Raw genomic sequence first — 16982 nt, 5'->3', positions numbered from 1 at the left:
CTACTACCTTCTGGATGCTTGATGAAACTGGACAAGGCCGAACTGCGGCGGGTCTCGCTGCCGCTGGTCACCCCCTTCCGCACGTCGCTGGGCACCCAGCACGTGCGTAACGCCCTGGTGATCCGTCTGGTGACGGACGCGGGCGAGGGCTGGGCGGAGTGCGTCGCCGACGACGAGCCCGACTACAGCCCGGAATACCTCGAGGGCGCGGCCGACGTGATCAGAAGGTTCCTCCTGCCCGCGCTCTTCGCCGTGGAGGACCTCGACCCGGCAGGGGTCGCGGTCGCGCTTGACCGGTTCCGCGGGCATCCGATGGCCAAGGCGGCCGTGGAGATGGCGGTGCTGGACGCCTTCCTGCGGGCCAAGGGGGTGAGCCTGGCGCGCTACCTCGGGGGAGTACGGCGGAGCGTTGCCGTCGGCGTGTCGGTCGGCATCACGGACACCCTTGACCAGCTGCTCGACCAGGTGGACAAATACCTGGCCGCCGGGTACGCCCGGATCAAGCTGAAGATCGAGCCGGGATGGGACCTCGAACCGGTGCGCGTGGTCCGTGAGACGTTCGGCGACATCCCGCTCCAGGTGGACGCCAACGCCGCGTACGCGCCGGGCGAACTCCGGCACCTGCTCGGGCTTGACGATTTCGGCCTGGTCCTGGTCGAGCAGCCGTTCGCGCCCGACGACCTCGGCGCGCACGCCAGGCTCGCGGCCGCCATGGACACGCCGATCTGCCTGGACGAGAGCATCCACTCCGCGGCCGACGCGGCCAGAGCCATCCGCGCCGACGCCTGCTCCATCATCAACATCAAGCCGGGCCGTGTCGGCGGATATCTGGAGGCGCGGCGCATCCACGACGTGGCCCAGGCGAGCGGCGTCCCGGTCTGGTGCGGCGGCATGCTCGAGACCGGCCTCGGGCGTGCCGCCAACCTCGCGCTCGCCGCCCTCCCCGGCTTCACCCTTCCGGGCGACATCAGCGCCACCGCCCGCTACTACAGCGAGGACATCACGGTCCCCTTCACCCTGTCGGACGGCCACCTCGCCGTCCCGGACACCCCCGGGCTCGGCGTGCTCCCGGATCCTGACAGCCTCGCTCGCCTGTCGACGACGGCCGAGTGGATCGCGAGGACCACGTAGCGGGGTTTCGGCGCGCGTGACGGCCGTAGTGATCACCTACGCCTGTCGACGCCGCAGACGTCATCGACCGTGACCACGGTCTGCTTCGTGTGCCGGACCACATCCTCTGGCGTCACCTTGCGCTCCCTTCGCCTGCCCCAGCCGGGACTCCGAGCCTGAACCGGCGGGATCCCGCCCGATCGCCAGGATCAGGCGGGACCTCGTCGTCTGGTGTCCCGCAGCTCATGGCCGTCCTAGAGAGCGGAGGCCGCCCATCCAGGGGGTCAGCAGTACTTGGCCTTCCTGACGCTGCCGACGGCGGTGGGGGCGGTGATCCTCGCCGTGACCCCATGACGGATCTCCCGGCACAGCGGATCGGGCCCCCATGAGATGTCGAGCGTCACGAGGCCCGTGCTGCCGCAGTTGAGTACATCCGCCCAGGCCTTACCGCTGGTCTCGCCCTTGGCCATGATGTGAAGGCCGGTCTTGCCCGTGCACGGGGCACTGCTGGTGTCCGCCGAGGCGGCGGTGGTTCCGGCTCCTAGTCCCGCGACGATGAGGGATCCGGCGAGAAGTGCGGACGCCGTACGCTTTTTGACCGACATCTATCCCCAATCCTGACTTTCCGGTGAAAGATCACTTTCGGCCGCATTGTAGAGGTCGTCGATACGCGGTGGGGCTGAACGTTCGGATGGGGCCGGCACCGGCCCCGCCACGCCGAATACTCAGTGTCCTTGCCGCGACAGCTGCTCGCGTTCGGCGAATCTCCTCAGGTTGTGCAGCTGACGGCGCATCATGAACAGGTCGCCCCAGGCCAGGAAGGGCTTGAGAACCTTCTGCAAACCGCCTTCGGGCTCGTGAATCGTCTTGACGACCAGCCTGCTGAGGCCGTGGCCGATGTCGCGCACGACGTAGCTGACCACCAGGTCGCCATAGATCGTCTTGCCGCCGCTTCCGGATATCGCCAATGTCAGATGCCGGTTCACGTCGTAGTCGACGAGGTCGAACAGGTCCATGAAGCGCTGGCCCACCTCGAGCCGGTCCGTGCCCGGGGTGAGTGTCGTGGGGGTCCGCATGCCGAACAGGAAGGCGAAGCTGTAGCTGGAAATCCTCAGCTGACAGAGCCACCTGAACAGCACCGACGGTTCGGCCTGCACGGTGACGGCGCGGAACAGCGGCTGGGACGTGGCCTCGAGCTGGGTGTCACAGGGGTAGGGAGCCTTGATTTCCTCAGCCGTAGCCCCCCATACCAGCGGGATACGTGTGTCCATCATTCCTCCGGAGCGACGGTTGTCGTGTGCCGTTGACGATGCGGTGACGCACCTTCCGAAGGCTCGGCGGTAGGGAACAATCGGAAGATCCGCCTTCCGTACAGTACTGCACGGTATGGAAGGGCGGATCGCCGAGGTGCTCGACGTCGGTGACGCCGTCCTCTTCACGCGAGGGTGAGGCGTCGAGTCGCGGCCCATCCGGGAGCACGGACAGGCCGGACACGGAGTCCAGTTCAGGAGGGTCGCCGCCAGACGGTGCCGCGCCGCTCGTATTCGATCACCTTCTCGGCGAACAACGCGGCTTGAGGTCCGTGGAAACGCTCGGTGAGCCACAGCGCGAGGTCGAGACCGGAGGTCACCCCGCCGCAGGTGACCAGGTCCCCGGCGTCGACGACCCGGCCGTCGACGACCTTGCCGCCCTGCTTCTTGAGCTCCTGCTTGGCCGCGTGGTGGGTGGTGCAGGACCGTCCGGCGGTGATCCGGGCGGCCGACAGCAACAGCGTTCCGGCGCACACCGACGCCATGATCAAGCCGGGCCGCCGCGCGGCGGCCAGCGCCTTGGGCAGTACGCCGCGGCTGATCTCCCGGTACGTGGCCGACCCCTCGCCCAGGCCGCCGCCCGGCACCATGAGCACGTCGGCCGACCGGGGGTCCCACGAGTCGCGCACCACGATCTCCATGCCGATCGCCGTGGTGACCGTGCGGGGGCCGTCGGCGGTCACGAAGGTCTGCTCGATGTGGTCGGCGTTGACGCCGAAGACCGCGATCGGCCCGGCGAAATCCTGCTCTTCCACGCCGTCGTACAGCACGGTGTGCACGCGCAGCGGCGTACGCCGTGGCTCGGCCGCCGCGGCCGGACCCGCGGCTACCTCGGCGAGGCCGAACCCGGTCGTGGCGACCAGGCCGGCGCGAAGAAGGTCCCGTCGTTGCATGTCAGTCCTCCAAGGGGCGGTGGCCTCGGTGAGGCGAGAACAGCGCCGGCCGCCATTGCGTGGTCGCGGATCGATGGGCGTGGTCGGGCCGCGCTCGCCGGCCGGTACGCGGGCGCGGACACGTAGGGGATCGCCGGAAGGGTCCTACGACGACCTTCAGGCTGGCTGAAGCTTAGCGAAAGCTTCAGTCGCACTGAAGGTGGGGGTGCCTGCCCATGCTCTCCTTGCATAGGGTTTGGTGGTGGCAACGCGGAACGGAGAACGGCTTCTCACGCGCGACGACTGGGCACGCGCGGCCCTGGAGGCGATCGGAGAGGGCGGGATCGACGCCGTCGCGGTCGACCGCCTGGCCACTCGGCTGGGCACCACGCGCGGCAGCTTCTACTGGCATTTCAAGAATCGGCAGGATCTGCTGGTCGCCGCACTGGAGATGTGGGAGAAGGACGGTGTCACCGACGTCGAGGCGGCCCTCCAGGCAGTGGAGGACCCGGCGGAACGGCTCCGGACGATCTTCGTGACGGCCTTCGCGCACCCGATCGCGGCCGATATCGAGGCGGCGCTGGCCGCCAAGGCCGGCGATCCGCTGGTGGCGCCGGTGCTCCAGCGGATCACGTCGGCGCGCCTGCGCCTGCTGAGGCGGATCTTCGGCGATCTCGGGTACGGCGAGCAGGAGTGCGACGTGCGCGCCCGGATCTTCCACGTGATCTACCTCGGGCACGGCCAGGCCCGCCGGGCCACCCCCGATGTGTACGGAGACGTCGGCTACGTCGAGCGATTGATGGAGATGCTCCTGCACGCGGGCACCCGCGGGGAATGACCTAGGCTGGACAGCCAATTAGCTAATTGCCATGATGGCTTAATGCTGGACGTGGAGCTGGTGAAGGCGCTGGCCAACGACAAGCGCCTGCTGATCCTGGAGTGGCTGCGCGACCCGGAGGGGCACTTCCCGCCACAGCGTGACGGTGACCTGGTCCGCGACGGCGTCTGCTCGCTGTTCATCGCCCAGAAGCTGGGGGTGAGCCAGCCGACCTGCGGCGAGCACATGAAGGTGCTCGCCCAGGCGGGGCTGGTACGCGGCAAGAAGATCAAACAGTGGGTGTTCTATCAGCGCGACGAGGACCGTATCGCCGAGGCGAAGGAGCTGCTGAGCGGTGAGTGGTGAGGTGAGCGCGGCTCATGAGGCCGTCGACGTGAAGCTCTACGAGCGTCTGATCAACGACCTGGAGGCGGGCGGCGCCCGCTACCGGCTGATCGACCACGAGCCGGAAGGCCGTACCGAGCTGGTCTGCGCCCTGCGCGGGCACGACGTCTCGGAGGCCGCCAAGTGCCTGGTCGTCATGGTCAAGACAGGCAAGAAGCGCACCAGGTACGTGCTGGCGGTGGTGCCCGGTGACGCCCGCCTGGACCTGCGGGCCGTCAAGGAGCTGCTGGAGGGCTCCTATGTCGCCTTCGCCGGCCGCGAGAAGGCCGAGGAGCTCGCGGGCAGCGTGAGCGGCACCGTGCTGCCCTTCAGCTATCACCCGGAACTCGAACTCATCGCCGACCCGGCGCTGCTGCGGGTCCCTGAGCTGTACTTCAACGCCGCCCGGCTGGACCGCTCGATCGCCCTGGCCACCGACGACTACGTGCGCCTGGCCGCGCCCCGCCTCGCCCCCATCACCACCGCATCCTGAAACCTCCGCCGGCGTGCGCGCCCGGCGCCGGAAGGGAGTCCCAGATCGTCGCCGTCGCTCCACCCATCAGGGAGCCGTCCGCTCGGCTTACCCCGGGCGATGGCGGGAAGATCATCGGCTCAGCCGCTGAACTCCTGAGCCTGTCGTGATCACCCCGGGCCCTGAGGCCAGCGCCGTCCCCGGTGCGCCAGTAGAGCCTGCTCCTCCTTCGGAGAGAAACCTTTCAGCAGGGGTGGCTCGCCCCGCTCGCGGTCCCAGGCCAAGACGTCGGCCGCCGTCACCTCCAGCGGGGTCGCGGGCATGCCCGCCGCGCGGGCCCGGGCCGAGCTGCGCTGCTGCGTCGGCCAGTTCGCCCGCACCAGCGGGAACAGCGGTGGCACCACGTCGGGTGACACCGGCACGATCTCGACTTCAGTGCCCGCCACCCGCGCGCAGGTCTCGATGAGTGCTCCGAGCGTGGTCGGCTCAGCAGGACCCACCGCGTTGAACGCGCCGGGGCGCTCGTCAAGGAGCAACCGCACCACCAGGCGGGCCAAGTCGCGCGAGTCGATGATCTGCACCGGCTGTTCGGGGTCCGCGGGCAGCGCCACCGGCCCGCCGTACGAGGCTCGCCGTACCCAATACGTGAACGTGTCCGACGGGTCGTGCGGCCCGGCCACCTTTCCCGGCCGCACGATCGTCGCCCGCGAGCCGTACCGGGCCACCACGTCGTCCTCACATGCCACCTTGAGCGGACCGTAGGTGTCGTCATCGAGCTCCTCGGTGTCGCGCACCACCGGCCGACGCGGTGCGTCCTCATCCGAGCCAGGCCCGACGCCAGTGCGCTGGTACACCGCGTGGCTTGAGATGAACAGGTACCGGCCGACCCGGTCCTCCAGTGCGTCCATCGACTGCGCGACGTGGCGCGGAACGTAGCCGCTGACGTCTACCACCGCGTCCCATGTGCCATCGCGCAGTGCTGCGTAGTCACCGGTGTCACGGTCGCCGATGAGTCGGGTCAGCTGGGGGAACAAGTCGGTCCCTGTCCTGCCTCGGCCGAACAGGGTCACCTCGGCGTCGGCACGCAGGGCGTCCTCCACGATGGCGCGCCCCACGAAAGACGTACCGCCAAGAACAAGAATCCGCACGGCCGGCGACACTACCAAGAGCGAATCACGAAGGGCTCAGAGGAAACCGGTCAAGGCCGCACCGCGCGGTGATCGTGCTCGTGGCGCCGTGACGTCATCGCCTCGATCGTCGCTGTGCTCCCCCATCGGGCGTCGCCGGTGTCGCGTGGTGCCGGAGGTCGAGGATCTGCTCGGCGAGTTCGCGAGCCAACGCCGCGGGGTGTTCGTCGGCCTGGGTGGCACCGGTTGCCAGCGTCCCTGCGATGAGCAGAAGGTATTGGGCGGCAGCGTGCGCGGGCTGCGGATGTCCGAGCTTGACGAGTTCGTGCTCGAAGAGCCGGTGCAGGCGCACGCGGTAGTCGTGGGTGATGGCGTGCGCGGGATGGTCGGGGTCGGTCAGCGCGAGATCGGCGGCCTGGTAGCGGCAGCCGCAGAAGTCCGGCTCGGCGATGACCTGGGCCAGGTTGTCGAAGACGGCCAGGAGGCGGTCGCGTGGGTCCTCGCCCGCGGCCTGCATGATCTCCATGTAGAAGGCTTCGTCCTCGGCGGTGGTTCGCCGTAGCACCTCCGCGATCAGCCCGTCTTTCCCGCCGAAGTGGTCGTACAGCGAGCGCCGGGCCACGTTCGCGGCCTTCAGCAACGTGTCGACGCCGACGCCCATGCCGTGGCTGTAAGTCAGCTCTCGGGCGGCGTCAAGCAGGCGTTCCCGCGGGCCGGGCGTGGCGCGTGTGCTCATGGTCCCAGCCTCTCATCACTTGACGAGTAGATCAACCAGTCTATATACATTGTTTAGACCGAACGTTCTATCCCTTTAGGATTCTCGCATGATGCACCGCACAACGGCCGAGGTCATGGACCGCTTCAACCGGGCCTTCGTCGAGCACGACCCCGATCTGCTCACCGACCTGCTCGCCGAGGACTGCGTGATGGAGTCCGTCCAGCCGGCCCCCACAGGGGAGCGCGTCGAGGGCCGCGAGGCCTGCCTGGCCTGGTGGCGGGCGCTCGTGGAGGACCGCACGACCCAGTTCCAGCCTCAAGAGGTCGTGGTCGCCGGAGACCGGGCGACGATCCTTTGGCACTACCGTTTCGGCCCCGGCGACGCCGACTGGGTCAGCGGCGTGAACGTCATGCGGGTGCGCGACGGCCTGATCGTCGAGGCTCTCGGCTTCAGCAAGACCGCAGGCGAGGTCCCGCTGGCCGCCGAGTCCGGCATCGACGGCTGAGTCCGTGCGCCTACCGGGCCACGCCCGACTGGCCCGCCAGGGTTCGGGAGTTGACCGGCGGGCAGGGCGCCGACCGCGTCATCGACGTCGCCGGACTGCTGGAGCAGTCGCTCAAGGCCGTGGCGATAGGAGGCCATGTCGCCTGCGTCGGATTCGTCCGACCCGGACCTTGCGCCCGAACCAGGCGCAAGGTCCGGGCTCACTCCGGCATTCGTCGTCAGCCGGACTCGCGCACGCGGGCGACGGCCAGGGAGGTGAGAACGGCGAGGACCGCCCCGAACCACAGAACCCCCGCGATGGCCACGTTGTCGGCGACGATGCCTCCGAACAGGGCGCCGAGCGCGATGGCCAGGTTGAACACCGAGGTGTTCAACGCGGTGGCGCGCGCGCACGGGCTGGTGCGGGCCCGCCGTGACGTTCAGTCGGAGCCGGTCGTCGCCCCGGAGGTCAGGGCGTCGACACAGGCCGTGAGTGCGTCCGCAAGCTCCGTCCGGGCCTGAGGGGAGAGGCTGGAGAGCATGCGCGCCTCGACGAGGTCGACGGCGGCTGCGGCGTCGGCCAGGAGTCGAGTGCCGGTGGCGGTGAGCTCGGCTTGGAGGACTCTGCGGTGCTGGGGATGCGGCCGGCGGCTCAGTAGTTCGCGGTCCTCGAGTTCGCGCAGCACGGTGTTCATGCTCTGCGGCGTCACGAACGCCTGACGGGCCAGGTCGGCGTTGGACCGGCCGGGGTCCTGGCCCAGGGCGGCGAGCACCGCGTACTGCGAGACTGTGAGCCCGTGCGGGGCGAGGGCGTCCAGCATGGCCTGGTGAAGCACCGCTTGGGCGCGCTTGATCAGATATCCCGGCCGATCCGCCACCGCGTTCTCCTTTGCAAGTATCAGGCTGCCTGATATAGTCTCAGGAAGACTGATACAACGATACCGTCCCAGGAGGACACCATGGGTCCCGACTTCATCGCCGTCCAGGTTCGCGACCTGGAGGCCTCTGCCGACTTCTATGCGGCCTACCTCGGGCTGGAGCGGGCGCCGGTCAGCCCGCCGCACGCCGTCGTGTTCGACACCGAGCCCATCCCCTTCGCCGTCCGCGAGCCGCTCGTCGACCTCGACGCCGTCGATCGCCTCGGCTGGGGAGTCGCGATCTGGATCAAGGCCGAGGACTCCCAGCCTCTCCACGACAAGATGGCGGCCGCCGGAGTGCCGATCCTCGTCGAGCCCTTCGACGGACCGTTCGGCCGTACGTTCACCTTCGCCGATCCGGATGGCTACGCCGTCACCGTCCACGACCGGGCGGCGTGATTCCCTGCGACCCCTCGCCGACAGTCATTGAAACCGAATGGCTGTCGGCCTGCTGGCCACCGCCGACCCTGCCTGCTCAGTTCGGAGCTGGAGTGGCCCCGTCGGAGGCGTTCTTCCGGCCGGCTCTTTGGCGGATCTGCTTCGCCAGTCGAGGGATGTCCACGGGTCGGGTGGTGTCCACGTCGTACGTGTGGCCAAGATCGAGCGGTTGGGCTTGGCGTTCGAGTTCTTTCCACTGGAGATCGCCCACGATGGCGCCGAGGTGGATCGCGTGTCTGCGTGCTTCTCGTTCCTCGTAGCGTTGGCGCGCGACACGGAGCGGGAGCACGCACCTGACTTCGTGTGCCGTCCCGGCTCCCGCGCGATGGAGTCCTGCGGTGACGACCGGGCGTAGGTTCCGGAGCCAGAAGCTTTCGAGTACGGCTCCCTGGCCGGCGTCGCAGAGCAGTGCCCACAAGGTCTCGCCTGCTGCGACACCGAGTTTCTGGCTCCATGCGCGGGCGGTGAGGCCTGCCGGTGGTGTCACGCCGAGTGTGTCGGCGAGGGTTTCCTTGATCCGGTCCTTGCTGAGCAGGGGGAGGTCGAGCTCGTCGGCGAGCGGCTTGGCGAGAGTGGTCTTGCCTGCCCCAGGTAGGCCGTTCACGAGCACCACGAGCATCGGCCAATGCTAGACCTGATCATGGGCTCCCGTGTCTCACGGTCCGTGTGGCGGGTGCGCACGAGAACGGCCCCAGGCCGCACGCGCGGCGGCCACCGCTGCCTCGATCACGCGCTGCGGGCTGAGCGGTGGGCCGGGTGTCGACGCTCGGACACCCGGACCTCCTTCTGCAGTAGAACCCTTGCGGCCTTACGCATGTAAGGGTAGCGTCGGCAGCGCGTCCTTACGGGTGTAAGGACGGGTGCGGAAAGTCCGCGCTGACATATACGGGGACCGTGTTATGAATACCAACAGGCGAGCAACCGCAGGTGCGGGCGTGCTGGTCATCGTGGGCGTGATCGCAGGCGTGTTAAGTGTCGTGCCCGCCCTCGAGGAGCCGCACTATCTCGTCCTCATTTCCGCACATGAGGGCCAGGTCATCGTCGGCGCAGTCGCTCAGTTCATCATGATCCCCGCCTATGTCGGGTTCGCGCTCTACCTGTATCCGGCATTGAGGGTGGAGAACGAAGCGCTCAGTCTGGGCTTCCTCGGATTCAGGCTGATAGCAGCGATGTTCCATTTCACGGGCGTGATTCTCCTGCCTTTGTTTCTCGTGCTGGGTCGGGAGTTCTCCCAAGCCGGAACCTCGGGCGCACCCCACCTCGAGGTCTTGGGTGAGTTGTTGCGGACGGCTCGCGACCTGGTCAACCACGTCGCATTGATCATCTCGCTGAGCCTCGGAGATCTCCTGTTGTTCTGCGTTCTCTATCGGTCGAGACTCGTCCCTCGTTGGCTGTCCGTGTGGGGACTTCTTGGGGCCGGATCGGCCATGTTGGCGAGCTTCTTGGTGCTGTTTGGTGTGACTGATGTCGTCACACCGCTCTACCTGACCATGAATGCACCGCTGGCCGTACAAAGCCTGGTCCTGGCCATGTGGCTGATCACAAGAGGCTTCGATACAAAGACATCGACAACGGGTCACCGGCGCGGCTGACGTGCACGCCGTCCCACCCTGTCGCGACGGCCTGCATGGTGAGGTCCGGCCACTGGCCGGGTAGCGGGGCCAAGCAGCGCCCGTGGGCCACCCCAGGGCATGCCGGCCGCCGCGTCCTCATGGCGTCACAGATTGTTGTACATGGTGTCAACGATCTTGTTGGTGTAGTGTTTCGTGATCATCGCCGCTGGTCACGGAGGATGGAGCGGACGAGGGCGGGCGAATCCGGCTGCGAGCGCGAACCCCGCCGAGCGAGCTGCGTCCTGCGGCGTGTGGGTCATGAGAAGTCACCTGTAACTTCCGGCGACCTCAGAGGACTTCCTGGTGTCGAGGGGACCTCTGGGCTGAAGGAGATGGGCTCTCCCGGACCGCGCAGGGGCCTCGACCTCACCAGTAACGCTCACAACCGACTGTACCGGAGTACAAGATCAAGAGATTATCCCGCCGAGGCGCGTACGACCGCCTCCGCTCTCCGCTCGTCCGCGCGTTCACCCGGAGCGGCCTCGCCGCCGTCGCCGCTCTAGCGTTCCTCGCGCCCGCCCTGCCCGCGAGCGCCGTCGCGCCCGTGCTGCCCGCGAGCGCCGTCGCGGACGGCGAGCCGGCGAAGCCGGTTCCGGGCATCGACGCCCGGCCCAACGACGGTTCCGGGACCTGGCCGGACTTCTCGAACACCGGCTACGCCAACACACCGGCCAACGCCGGAGGTCTGGGCCTGGGCAAGTACCCGGGCAAGCTCACCGACCACGCGCCGAAGATGAGCGACACCAAACCGCTGACGCTCAGGTTCCCCGACAACAGCGTCATCTCCTTCAAGCGGTTCCGCGCGTTGAAGGTCTATATCTACGGCGACAATCTCACGTTCGTCGGCTGTCTTTTCGAGGGCACCAACCCCGACGACAACCTCATCCAGATCTACTCGGACACCAGCATCAAGTTCCTGTACTCGACGTTCAAGCCGAGTTCCTACTCGAGGCCGCCGGGCAACAACGGCACCGTCTCGTCGGCTCACTCCAAGCCCGGTACTCCCTTCAAGAAGTCCTGGCAGTACGCCACGACGATGAAGGAAGCCGTGGCCGTCATGGACCACAACGACATCTGGGGCAACGCGGGCATGCAAATGGTGACGGGTTTCCCCGGCCGCCCGTCGACCTGGACGAACAACTACATCCATGACATGGCCGACACGGCTCGCGACGTCTACCACCACGACGGCATCGGCCCGCAGAGCGAAGGCGACGGCGGTCCCATGACCGTCCACCACAACACCCTGGCCTCGGTGGGCAACACCAACGCCCTGGCCCTGCAGGGCAACGGCATGTACCAGAACATCAAGTTCACGAACAACTACGTCTCCGGCTGGGGATACGCCGTCAGCATCGGTGTCACCAACAACGCCAGGAACATCACCGTGACCGACAACGTCTTCTCGGCGGAACTCGAGCAGTTGTACGGCTTCCTGTACGGCAATTTCTGGAGCGGATCGTCCCGCGGCTCCACCTGGCGCCGCAATCTCATCCAAGCCCGTCCCGGAGACGGCAACAGCAACTATTCGGCCGCGGACCACGGCAAATATCTGTGGCCGACCGGTTCCGAGACCCACACCACCGATTACAAAGGCTGAACCTGCCAAAAGGTGACGGCGCCGCAGTACACGCGCCGTGCTTCGTGCGCCATGCCGCGCGAAGCACGGCGCCCCCGCCTCCTGCACGAGATGCGGGTGGAGGTTTCAGCGGCGACACTGGCCGCCTCGCGCTCGACCCCATCCGCGGGTGGAAGGCTCACGGTTGCACACCCCGTGCAGCGAGTGTCCGCCGTCGTCCCGCCCGCAGAGAGAGCAGGCCCTGGTCTGCTCGGCTTGTCCCGGGTCGATGGCGGGCGGGATGATCAGGTTTCCACCTCAGTCGTCTACGGCCCACACACTCGGCGCGGCGATCACTCGCAGCCGGAGTGCGCCCGCCGGAGACATGAATGGGGGTTGACCATGCAGGTGTTGAGACTCCTTGCGGGCTGGTTCTGGCGAGTGGATGCGTTCTTGGGCGGCAGTGCCGAGCCGGATGCCGGCCGACGGCTTGTTGCGGCTCATCCTGTGCGCGGTGCGCTGATCGTCGGCCCTGTCTACGGTGGCCTGTTCGCCGTCCTACTGGTGATATTGGACGTGCCCTTCACGCCGCCCGCCTTGCTCTGTTGCCTCGGCATTGCGATCGGCGGTGGGATGTGGTCCATGGGCCTGGACTACTTCGAGCGCCGGCGTCAACGCCAATACGGGCACTACCCGGGCGTGCACGAGCCGCGGGATGGCGCGGAGCGCCGCCCTTGATGTGGTCCAGGGCCACCGGAACGGCACCCGGTGGTCCGTGGCGCTCCCCCTCGGTCTTCGGCAGTCAGAGCCGCTGGGTATGCGATGGATGTACGTCGATCTGGACAAGCGTGTCATCCGGGCCTTCTGGCAGATCAAGCGCCTCCGCTACCGGCACAGTGCGGCGTGAATGGCCGCCCACGTCACTCAGCGGCGGCCAGCTCCACCAGCATGCCCAGGGACGGCAGCTCGAAAGGCGCTCCTGTCGGAACCTCGCCCGCTCGGGCGTCCTCGCTCTCGCCGGCCCAGTGCCGCAGCGCCTGTAGCGGGGTGATGCCGTTGGCTTTGGCCCAGCGCAGGCGCTGCGTCCAGGCGACGGCGGCGTCGAAGGCGGCGTCACCGGCCTGCTCGCGCGGCACGTACTGCGCCGCGTCGTCCGTGGTCGCGGCCCACAGGTAACCGATGACGGTGCCGTCCTTGACGATCGGGACGTAGCGGACCGAGGCGGACGTCGTGCGCGGGTAGGCGTCCGGAGCCTGGACGGTCTGGAAGGCGGGCTGGTCTTTCAACGACAATTCTTCGTCTCCTTCATCAGCCGCCGGACTCCTCGGGCAGCACCCAGCCGTAGACGTGCCACTTGCCGTCCTGCCGTTTCACATCCTCCGCGAACCATGATATGCCGGTGCCCAACAGTAGTTCCCGCTCACCCAGGTGGCTGATCAGCTCCAGATAGAAGGCCGGGGTGCCCTCGGGCACGCGCAGGTGCAGGGTGACATCGCCGTAGAACACCGGCTTGTCGCCGAGGTTCGTCGAGAAGAAGCCCGGGTCGCGTTGCACGGTTCCCGGAAGCTCGTGGACGGGCACGGTGAACAGGTCCGAGGTGAGCCGCAGATTCCGGAACACGTCGATCGTCTCGGGGACCGGCTGGCGGTGTAGGACCCCGTTCAGGGCCTCGATCTGCGCGATGACGCGTTGCTTGCTCTTCGCGATCTCGCGCGACGTCTCGCCGTAGAGGGCGGAGTCGCCCTTGCGCAGGTAACCGTTCATCTCCTTATATCCGCTTCCGGAGTAATGGTCGGCCGCCGCCTGCTCGGACCGCGACATGTCGTTGAAGACCCCTGTCCAGATCGCTTTCCCGAACGTGGGAGCGACGAGGCGGGCGCCGAAGGGCGCGTCCAGGGGGACATGCGGGGCGGCCGCGGTGTAGTACAGGCCCGACTCTGTGCGGCGGATGGTCTGCCCAAGCGACGGGCTCGGCCCGTCGCTGGTGAGCCCGGAGTAGGCGGGGGGCGAGGTCGCCGGCTTGCCGTGGGGCGTCTGCCAGGGGGTGGGAACGCCATCGCCGGATACGGCGTGTGTGCCGAAATCTACCGGGGGCTTGAGCTGGCGCGTTGTTCCCGACGCGGTGTAATGGTCCTTCGGCGGGGTCGCGGGCGTGGCGGCGAGGTCCGTGCTCGCGTCCTTGTGATACAGGGCCAGCAAGTCCGGCAGGGCCTTGGCCAGGGCGGGATGCAGTTGGCCGTTGTTCGCCATGGAGCTGAGCTCCTTCAGCGTGAGCCAACTGGCGCCGCTGGTCTCGAACGTGTCGAGCTTCGGGGCGAACATCGGCCCCTCGGCGGCCAGGTTGGTGTATTTCCAGCCGCCGCCCCCAACCTCCACCGCGTGCTCGCCCTTGAGCTTCAGGGTGTTGAGGTAGGTCTGGTTGACGCCCAGTTCCTCGCTGAGCTCGCGGGCGGCGCCGTGCACGGGGCTTTCGAGGCTGTCGAGGGCTCCGCCAGGCAGTTGCCACTTGCCGGCGTTGGAGACGTACTGGCTCTGCTGCATGAGCAGGTAGCGCGGCTGGCCGTGCTCGTCGATGCCCCTGATCAGTACGCCTGCCGCGCCGTACTTGCCCCAGAGGCCCCCGCTCACGTAACCGTCGCCCGACTTGCCGGGATTTTCCAGGATCCGAAACGGGCCGGGGGACTGACCGGCCAGGGAAGCGGGGCCGAGGCCGGCCGGCTTCGCGCCGGCGTGCACGGGGCCGTCGCCCGCACGGGATGGGCCGGGCAACGCGCTGTCCCCGGTGTGGGCCGGGCCGGGCAGCGCGCCGTCGCCCGTGTGGGCGGAGCCGGGCAGATCCACGTGATGCGAGCCGTTGATCAGGGCGTCGACGCCGAGTGCGCTTTTGAAGGACAGGTCCTGCTTGGCCGCGGCGCCGGCGAGCGTGGTGCTGTCGCCGCCCGCATGGTTGAGGAACTGCGCGGCGGAGTTTTGCGGGAAATGCCCGGACGGAAGGCCGCCCGAGCCGTCCGCTGTATGAGACGAGGAGTGCGAGGAAATGGAGGAAGAGGAGGAATGCGAGGACGAGGAGGAGTGCGAGGACGAGGAGGAGTGCGAGGACCAGGAGGAGGAGCCGTGGGCGGGGTTAGGGTTGTCGCCGGCCGGGCCCGCGCTTGACTTGCCGTGCGCGAACGGGCTCCAGCTCGCCCAGTGCGCGTCCGCGCCGCCCACCACGCCCGAGGTGAAGCTCTTGACCAGCCTGTCCCAGTCGATCGGCTGTCCGCTGGAGAGCTGCACGGTCAGGTCCGTGGCCACGCTGGCCATGCCCGACCGGCCCATCAGTCCAAGCATGGACCTGGCGGGCACGATCCCGGTGAAGCCCGTCAGGAAGGCGCCCAGGACGGCTCCCGTGCCGGCCGACGTCATGATCTGTTCCCAGTCGAGGTGATCGCGCCGGGACTGGGAGGCCTGCACCGCCAGGTCCATGCCGCCCATCAGGCCGCCGAACAGGCCGATGTTGATCAGCAACCGCTTGCCGAGCTGGGCGATGGCCAGCCGGGTCAGCTGCACCCTTGCGCCGACCATGGCCGTGGCCGCCGGGCCCCAGGGGCCGACGGCAGCGGCCAGCAACCAGATGATCTGGAAGATCAGGAACCAGACCGAGACCTCGATCATCCGCTTGGTGTACTGGACCTGGACGCCGAGATCGTTGTAATGGAAAGCAGCTGAGACGAGCTCCTCGATGAGCTTCGCCAGCGCCGGATCGGACACGTCCTGGACCCGCTTGACGAACTCCTTCAGCGCGTCGCCGTCCCAGTCGTCGCCCACCCGGGTGAAGACCGACATGCCCCGCTCGTCCAGGATGTCCTGCGCGGTGGCCGCGCACGCGTCGGCGAGCCGGAAACAGCCGTCCTCGTCGCCTTCGGGCCAGTCCATGCCGACGGCATAGCCGACAAAGGGTTTGGCCCAATCGGGCACGAGGAAACCGTCGAACCCCAAAGTAAGCTCACCAACCCTGCGGGGGGGCCGGATCGCCGTTGGCGCTTCCCAGGTTGTCCAGGGACACGTCCGGTAGGTCCTGGGTGCCGCCGTAGCCGCCGGGGTTCTCATATCCGGGGTCCCCGTAGCCGGAGTCTCCGTAGCCGGAATCGCCGTAGCCAGGGTCCCCGTAGCCGGAGTCTCCGTAGCCGGAGTCGCCGTAACCTTCGGCGTCCTGGTAGTTCCTCGTGTTGCCCCGCAATCCGTCGCGCAGGTCCTCCATCTCCCGGATGTAGTTGTCGAAGGCGCCGAAGACGGCGTCCTCGATCGTGTAACGGTTCTTCTCCAGCTCCGCGCCGTACTGGTCGTTCCCCAGTGGGTTGCCCTCCTGATAGAAGGTCGCGTTCAACCGGTCGCGTAGGCCCCAGAGGAAATTGACGGTGTAGTCGGCCTGCGAGGAACGCGTCCGCAGGCCACTGAAGACGGCCTCGTACCCCTGGGCGCGAGCGCTACCCACGCGCGCCCCCCTCCTCGGCCGGCAGCTTCACCGGCTGTGGCAGGAACGCCTCAATGCTCGCCCCCTCGCCCAGTACTTCCTCCAGAGGCAGCCCTTCCGGCATGAACGGCGCCATGAGCTCCTTCGTCTGGCCGGCCACCTGTTCCGTGGCGGCGCCGATCTGTTCCATGATCGCGTGGGCGAGCTCCGACGGCGAGAGCTTGCGGTACACCCGGGGGTCGAGTTTGATGTCCTGCACCTGACCACGCGGCCCCACCGTCACGCTCACCATGCCGTCGTCGGACTCGGCGGTCCCCGTCAGCTCGGACAGCTTGCCGTACGCCGCTCGCAGCTCGCCAGCCTGCCGGTTGTACTCCTTGGCCAGCGCTTCGATGGCCATATGGAACTCGTCGTTCAAGCAGCGTACCTCTCGTTCCGACAGCACCATAAGTTGCTTTTCGTCACTGCTGTAACGTGGACGATATACCGTACTAAATCCCTCTGAGGGCAGAAAAACCCAATGTTCACGTCTGCCGCGAGGCGCCGGAGCCCGGCCTCGGAGGGTGGCTAGGCGCCGGGGAGGGCGTCCCCGGCGGTGCCCTGCCCGCCCGGATCGGCAGGGGCGGGTCAGCCCTGCATCGTGCCGGCGACTGGGGCGTGGACCAGCATGGCGATGCCGATGTCCACCGGCAGGCGGTCGATGACCGGTG

At 67.8% G+C, this 16982-nt stretch carries 21 protein-coding genes and 1 pseudogene; 10 read left to right on the top strand and 12 right to left on the bottom strand.

The features are described from left to right. The first annotated feature begins 21 nt into the window (after positions 1-21). On the top strand, positions 22-1131 hold the full coding sequence (gene menC / locus AC3EO4_RS06600; protein ID WP_431894283.1) for an o-succinylbenzoate synthase: 1110 nt from the start codon (positions 22-24) through the stop codon (positions 1129-1131). Positions 1132-1394: 263 nt separating this feature from the next. Here menC and AC3EO4_RS06595 read toward each other — a convergent pair whose 3' ends face one another. The 3 genes from AC3EO4_RS06595 to AC3EO4_RS06585 form a co-directional block, all read right to left on the bottom strand. Then, positions 1395-1715, bottom strand: a complete 321-nt coding sequence (locus AC3EO4_RS06595; RefSeq protein WP_379573179.1) for a hypothetical protein — start codon at positions 1713-1715, stop codon at positions 1395-1397. A gap of 120 nt (positions 1716-1835) precedes the next feature. After that, a complete protein-coding gene (locus tag AC3EO4_RS06590; RefSeq protein ID WP_431894281.1) occupies positions 1836-2381 on the bottom strand; it encodes a hypothetical protein in 546 nt (181 codons plus the stop codon). Positions 2382-2614: 233 nt separating this feature from the next. Next, positions 2615-3313 (bottom strand): DJ-1/PfpI family protein, encoded by a 699-nt coding sequence (locus tag AC3EO4_RS06585; protein WP_431894279.1) that lies wholly within the window; start codon positions 3311-3313, stop codon positions 2615-2617. 241 nt (positions 3314-3554) lie between these two features. Here AC3EO4_RS06585 and AC3EO4_RS06580 point away from each other — a divergent pair, with 241 nt between their 5' ends. From AC3EO4_RS06580 to AC3EO4_RS06570, 3 genes are read left to right on the top strand one after another with little or no spacing between them, the layout of a single operon-like run. After that, positions 3555-4130 carry a TetR/AcrR family transcriptional regulator gene (locus AC3EO4_RS06580; RefSeq protein WP_379573176.1) on the top strand — a complete coding sequence of 192 codons (576 nt, stop codon included), beginning with the start codon at positions 3555-3557 and terminating at the stop codon, positions 4128-4130. Between the two features lie 42 nt (positions 4131-4172). Continuing rightward, positions 4173-4475, top strand: coding sequence for an ArsR/SmtB family transcription factor (locus tag AC3EO4_RS06575; protein WP_379573175.1), 303 nt, complete (start codon positions 4173-4175; stop codon positions 4473-4475). After that, positions 4465-4986: a YbaK/prolyl-tRNA synthetase associated domain-containing protein gene (locus AC3EO4_RS06570; protein WP_379573174.1), complete on the top strand. Its 522-nt coding sequence runs from the start codon at positions 4465-4467 to the stop codon at positions 4984-4986. The genes AC3EO4_RS06575 and AC3EO4_RS06570 overlap by 11 nt, the downstream gene beginning before the upstream one ends. Before the next feature lie 149 nt (positions 4987-5135). On the opposite strand, the gene AC3EO4_RS06565 is transcribed toward AC3EO4_RS06570, so the two are convergent. Both AC3EO4_RS06565 and AC3EO4_RS06560 read right to left on the bottom strand, forming a co-directional pair. Beyond that, positions 5136-6113 (bottom strand): NAD-dependent epimerase/dehydratase family protein, encoded by a 978-nt coding sequence (locus AC3EO4_RS06565; protein WP_431894277.1) that lies wholly within the window; start codon positions 6111-6113, stop codon positions 5136-5138. 94 nt (positions 6114-6207) lie between these two features. Further along, positions 6208-6828 (bottom strand): TetR/AcrR family transcriptional regulator, encoded by a 621-nt coding sequence (locus tag AC3EO4_RS06560; protein ID WP_431894276.1) that lies wholly within the window; start codon positions 6826-6828, stop codon positions 6208-6210. Between the two features lie 88 nt (positions 6829-6916). On the opposite strand from AC3EO4_RS06560, the gene AC3EO4_RS06555 reads away from it, so the two are divergent. Both AC3EO4_RS06555 and AC3EO4_RS06550 read left to right on the top strand, forming a co-directional pair. Beyond that, on the top strand, positions 6917-7315 hold the full coding sequence (locus tag AC3EO4_RS06555) for a nuclear transport factor 2 family protein (protein WP_379573171.1): 399 nt from the start codon (positions 6917-6919) through the stop codon (positions 7313-7315). Further along, positions 7198-7464 (top strand): annotated as a pseudogene (locus AC3EO4_RS06550) (hypothetical protein); the annotation flags it as partial. The gene AC3EO4_RS06555 and the pseudogene AC3EO4_RS06550, both read left to right, overlap by 118 nt. A 68-nt stretch (positions 7465-7532) precedes the next feature. On the opposite strand, the gene AC3EO4_RS06545 reads toward AC3EO4_RS06550, so the two are convergent. Beyond that, the gene (locus AC3EO4_RS06545; RefSeq protein ID WP_488186335.1) at positions 7533-7688 is read right to left on the bottom strand and encodes a hypothetical protein; all 156 of its coding nucleotides are present in this window, start codon (positions 7686-7688) and stop codon (positions 7533-7535) included. Between the two features lie 45 nt (positions 7689-7733). Next, positions 7734-8171, bottom strand: coding sequence for a MarR family winged helix-turn-helix transcriptional regulator (locus AC3EO4_RS06540; RefSeq protein WP_379573170.1), 438 nt, complete (start codon positions 8169-8171; stop codon positions 7734-7736). An 81-nt stretch (positions 8172-8252) separates the two neighbouring features. Between AC3EO4_RS06540 and AC3EO4_RS06535 the strand changes: the two genes are divergently transcribed. After that, on the top strand, positions 8253-8609 hold the full coding sequence (locus tag AC3EO4_RS06535; protein WP_379573169.1) for a VOC family protein: 357 nt from the start codon (positions 8253-8255) through the stop codon (positions 8607-8609). Between the two features lie 76 nt (positions 8610-8685). On the opposite strand, the gene AC3EO4_RS06530 is transcribed toward AC3EO4_RS06535, so the two are convergent. Further along, the gene (locus AC3EO4_RS06530) at positions 8686-9267 is read right to left on the bottom strand and encodes a P-loop nucleotide/nucleoside kinase family protein (protein WP_379573168.1); all 582 of its coding nucleotides are present in this window, start codon (positions 9265-9267) and stop codon (positions 8686-8688) included. 316 nt (positions 9268-9583) lie between these two features. On the opposite strand from AC3EO4_RS06530, the gene AC3EO4_RS06525 reads away from it, so the two are divergent. The 3 genes from AC3EO4_RS06525 (at position 9584) to AC3EO4_RS06515 (ending at position 12557) form a co-directional block, all read left to right on the top strand. Then, the gene (locus AC3EO4_RS06525; RefSeq protein WP_379573167.1) at positions 9584-10240 is read left to right on the top strand and encodes a DUF4386 domain-containing protein; all 657 of its coding nucleotides are present in this window, start codon (positions 9584-9586) and stop codon (positions 10238-10240) included. 565 nt (positions 10241-10805) lie between these two features. Further along, entirely contained in the window at positions 10806-11861 is a 1056-nt protein-coding gene (locus AC3EO4_RS06520; RefSeq protein ID WP_379573166.1) for a hypothetical protein, read from the top strand. A 354-nt stretch (positions 11862-12215) separates the two neighbouring features. Further along, positions 12216-12557: a hypothetical protein gene (locus AC3EO4_RS06515; RefSeq protein ID WP_431894273.1), complete on the top strand. Its 342-nt coding sequence runs from the start codon at positions 12216-12218 to the stop codon at positions 12555-12557. Positions 12558-12739: 182 nt separating this feature from the next. On the opposite strand, the gene AC3EO4_RS06510 is transcribed toward AC3EO4_RS06515, so the two are convergent. Genes AC3EO4_RS06510 through AC3EO4_RS06495 form a run of 4 tightly spaced genes read right to left on the bottom strand, consistent with a single transcriptional unit; the run spans position 12740 to position 16690 of the window. After that, positions 12740-13111 carry a hypothetical protein gene (locus tag AC3EO4_RS06510; protein WP_431894272.1) on the bottom strand — a complete coding sequence of 124 codons (372 nt, stop codon included), beginning with the start codon at positions 13109-13111 and terminating at the stop codon, positions 12740-12742. Between the two features lie 16 nt (positions 13112-13127). After that, positions 13128-15908 (bottom strand): ADP-ribosyltransferase, encoded by a 2781-nt coding sequence (locus AC3EO4_RS06505; protein ID WP_488186333.1) that lies wholly within the window; start codon positions 15906-15908, stop codon positions 13128-13130. Next, on the bottom strand, positions 15805-16293 hold the full coding sequence (locus AC3EO4_RS06500; RefSeq protein ID WP_379573162.1) for a hypothetical protein: 489 nt from the start codon (positions 16291-16293) through the stop codon (positions 15805-15807). Before AC3EO4_RS06500 ends, AC3EO4_RS06505 begins: the two co-directional genes overlap by 104 nt. Then, on the bottom strand, positions 16286-16690 hold the full coding sequence (locus AC3EO4_RS06495; protein WP_431894269.1) for a YbaB/EbfC family nucleoid-associated protein: 405 nt from the start codon (positions 16688-16690) through the stop codon (positions 16286-16288). Before AC3EO4_RS06495 ends, AC3EO4_RS06500 begins: the two co-directional genes overlap by 8 nt. Positions 16691-16982: the final 292 nt, after the last annotated feature.

The organism is Nonomuraea sp. bgisy101 (assembly GCF_057708945.1).
This window is presented reverse-complemented; position numbering and strand designations above follow the sequence as displayed.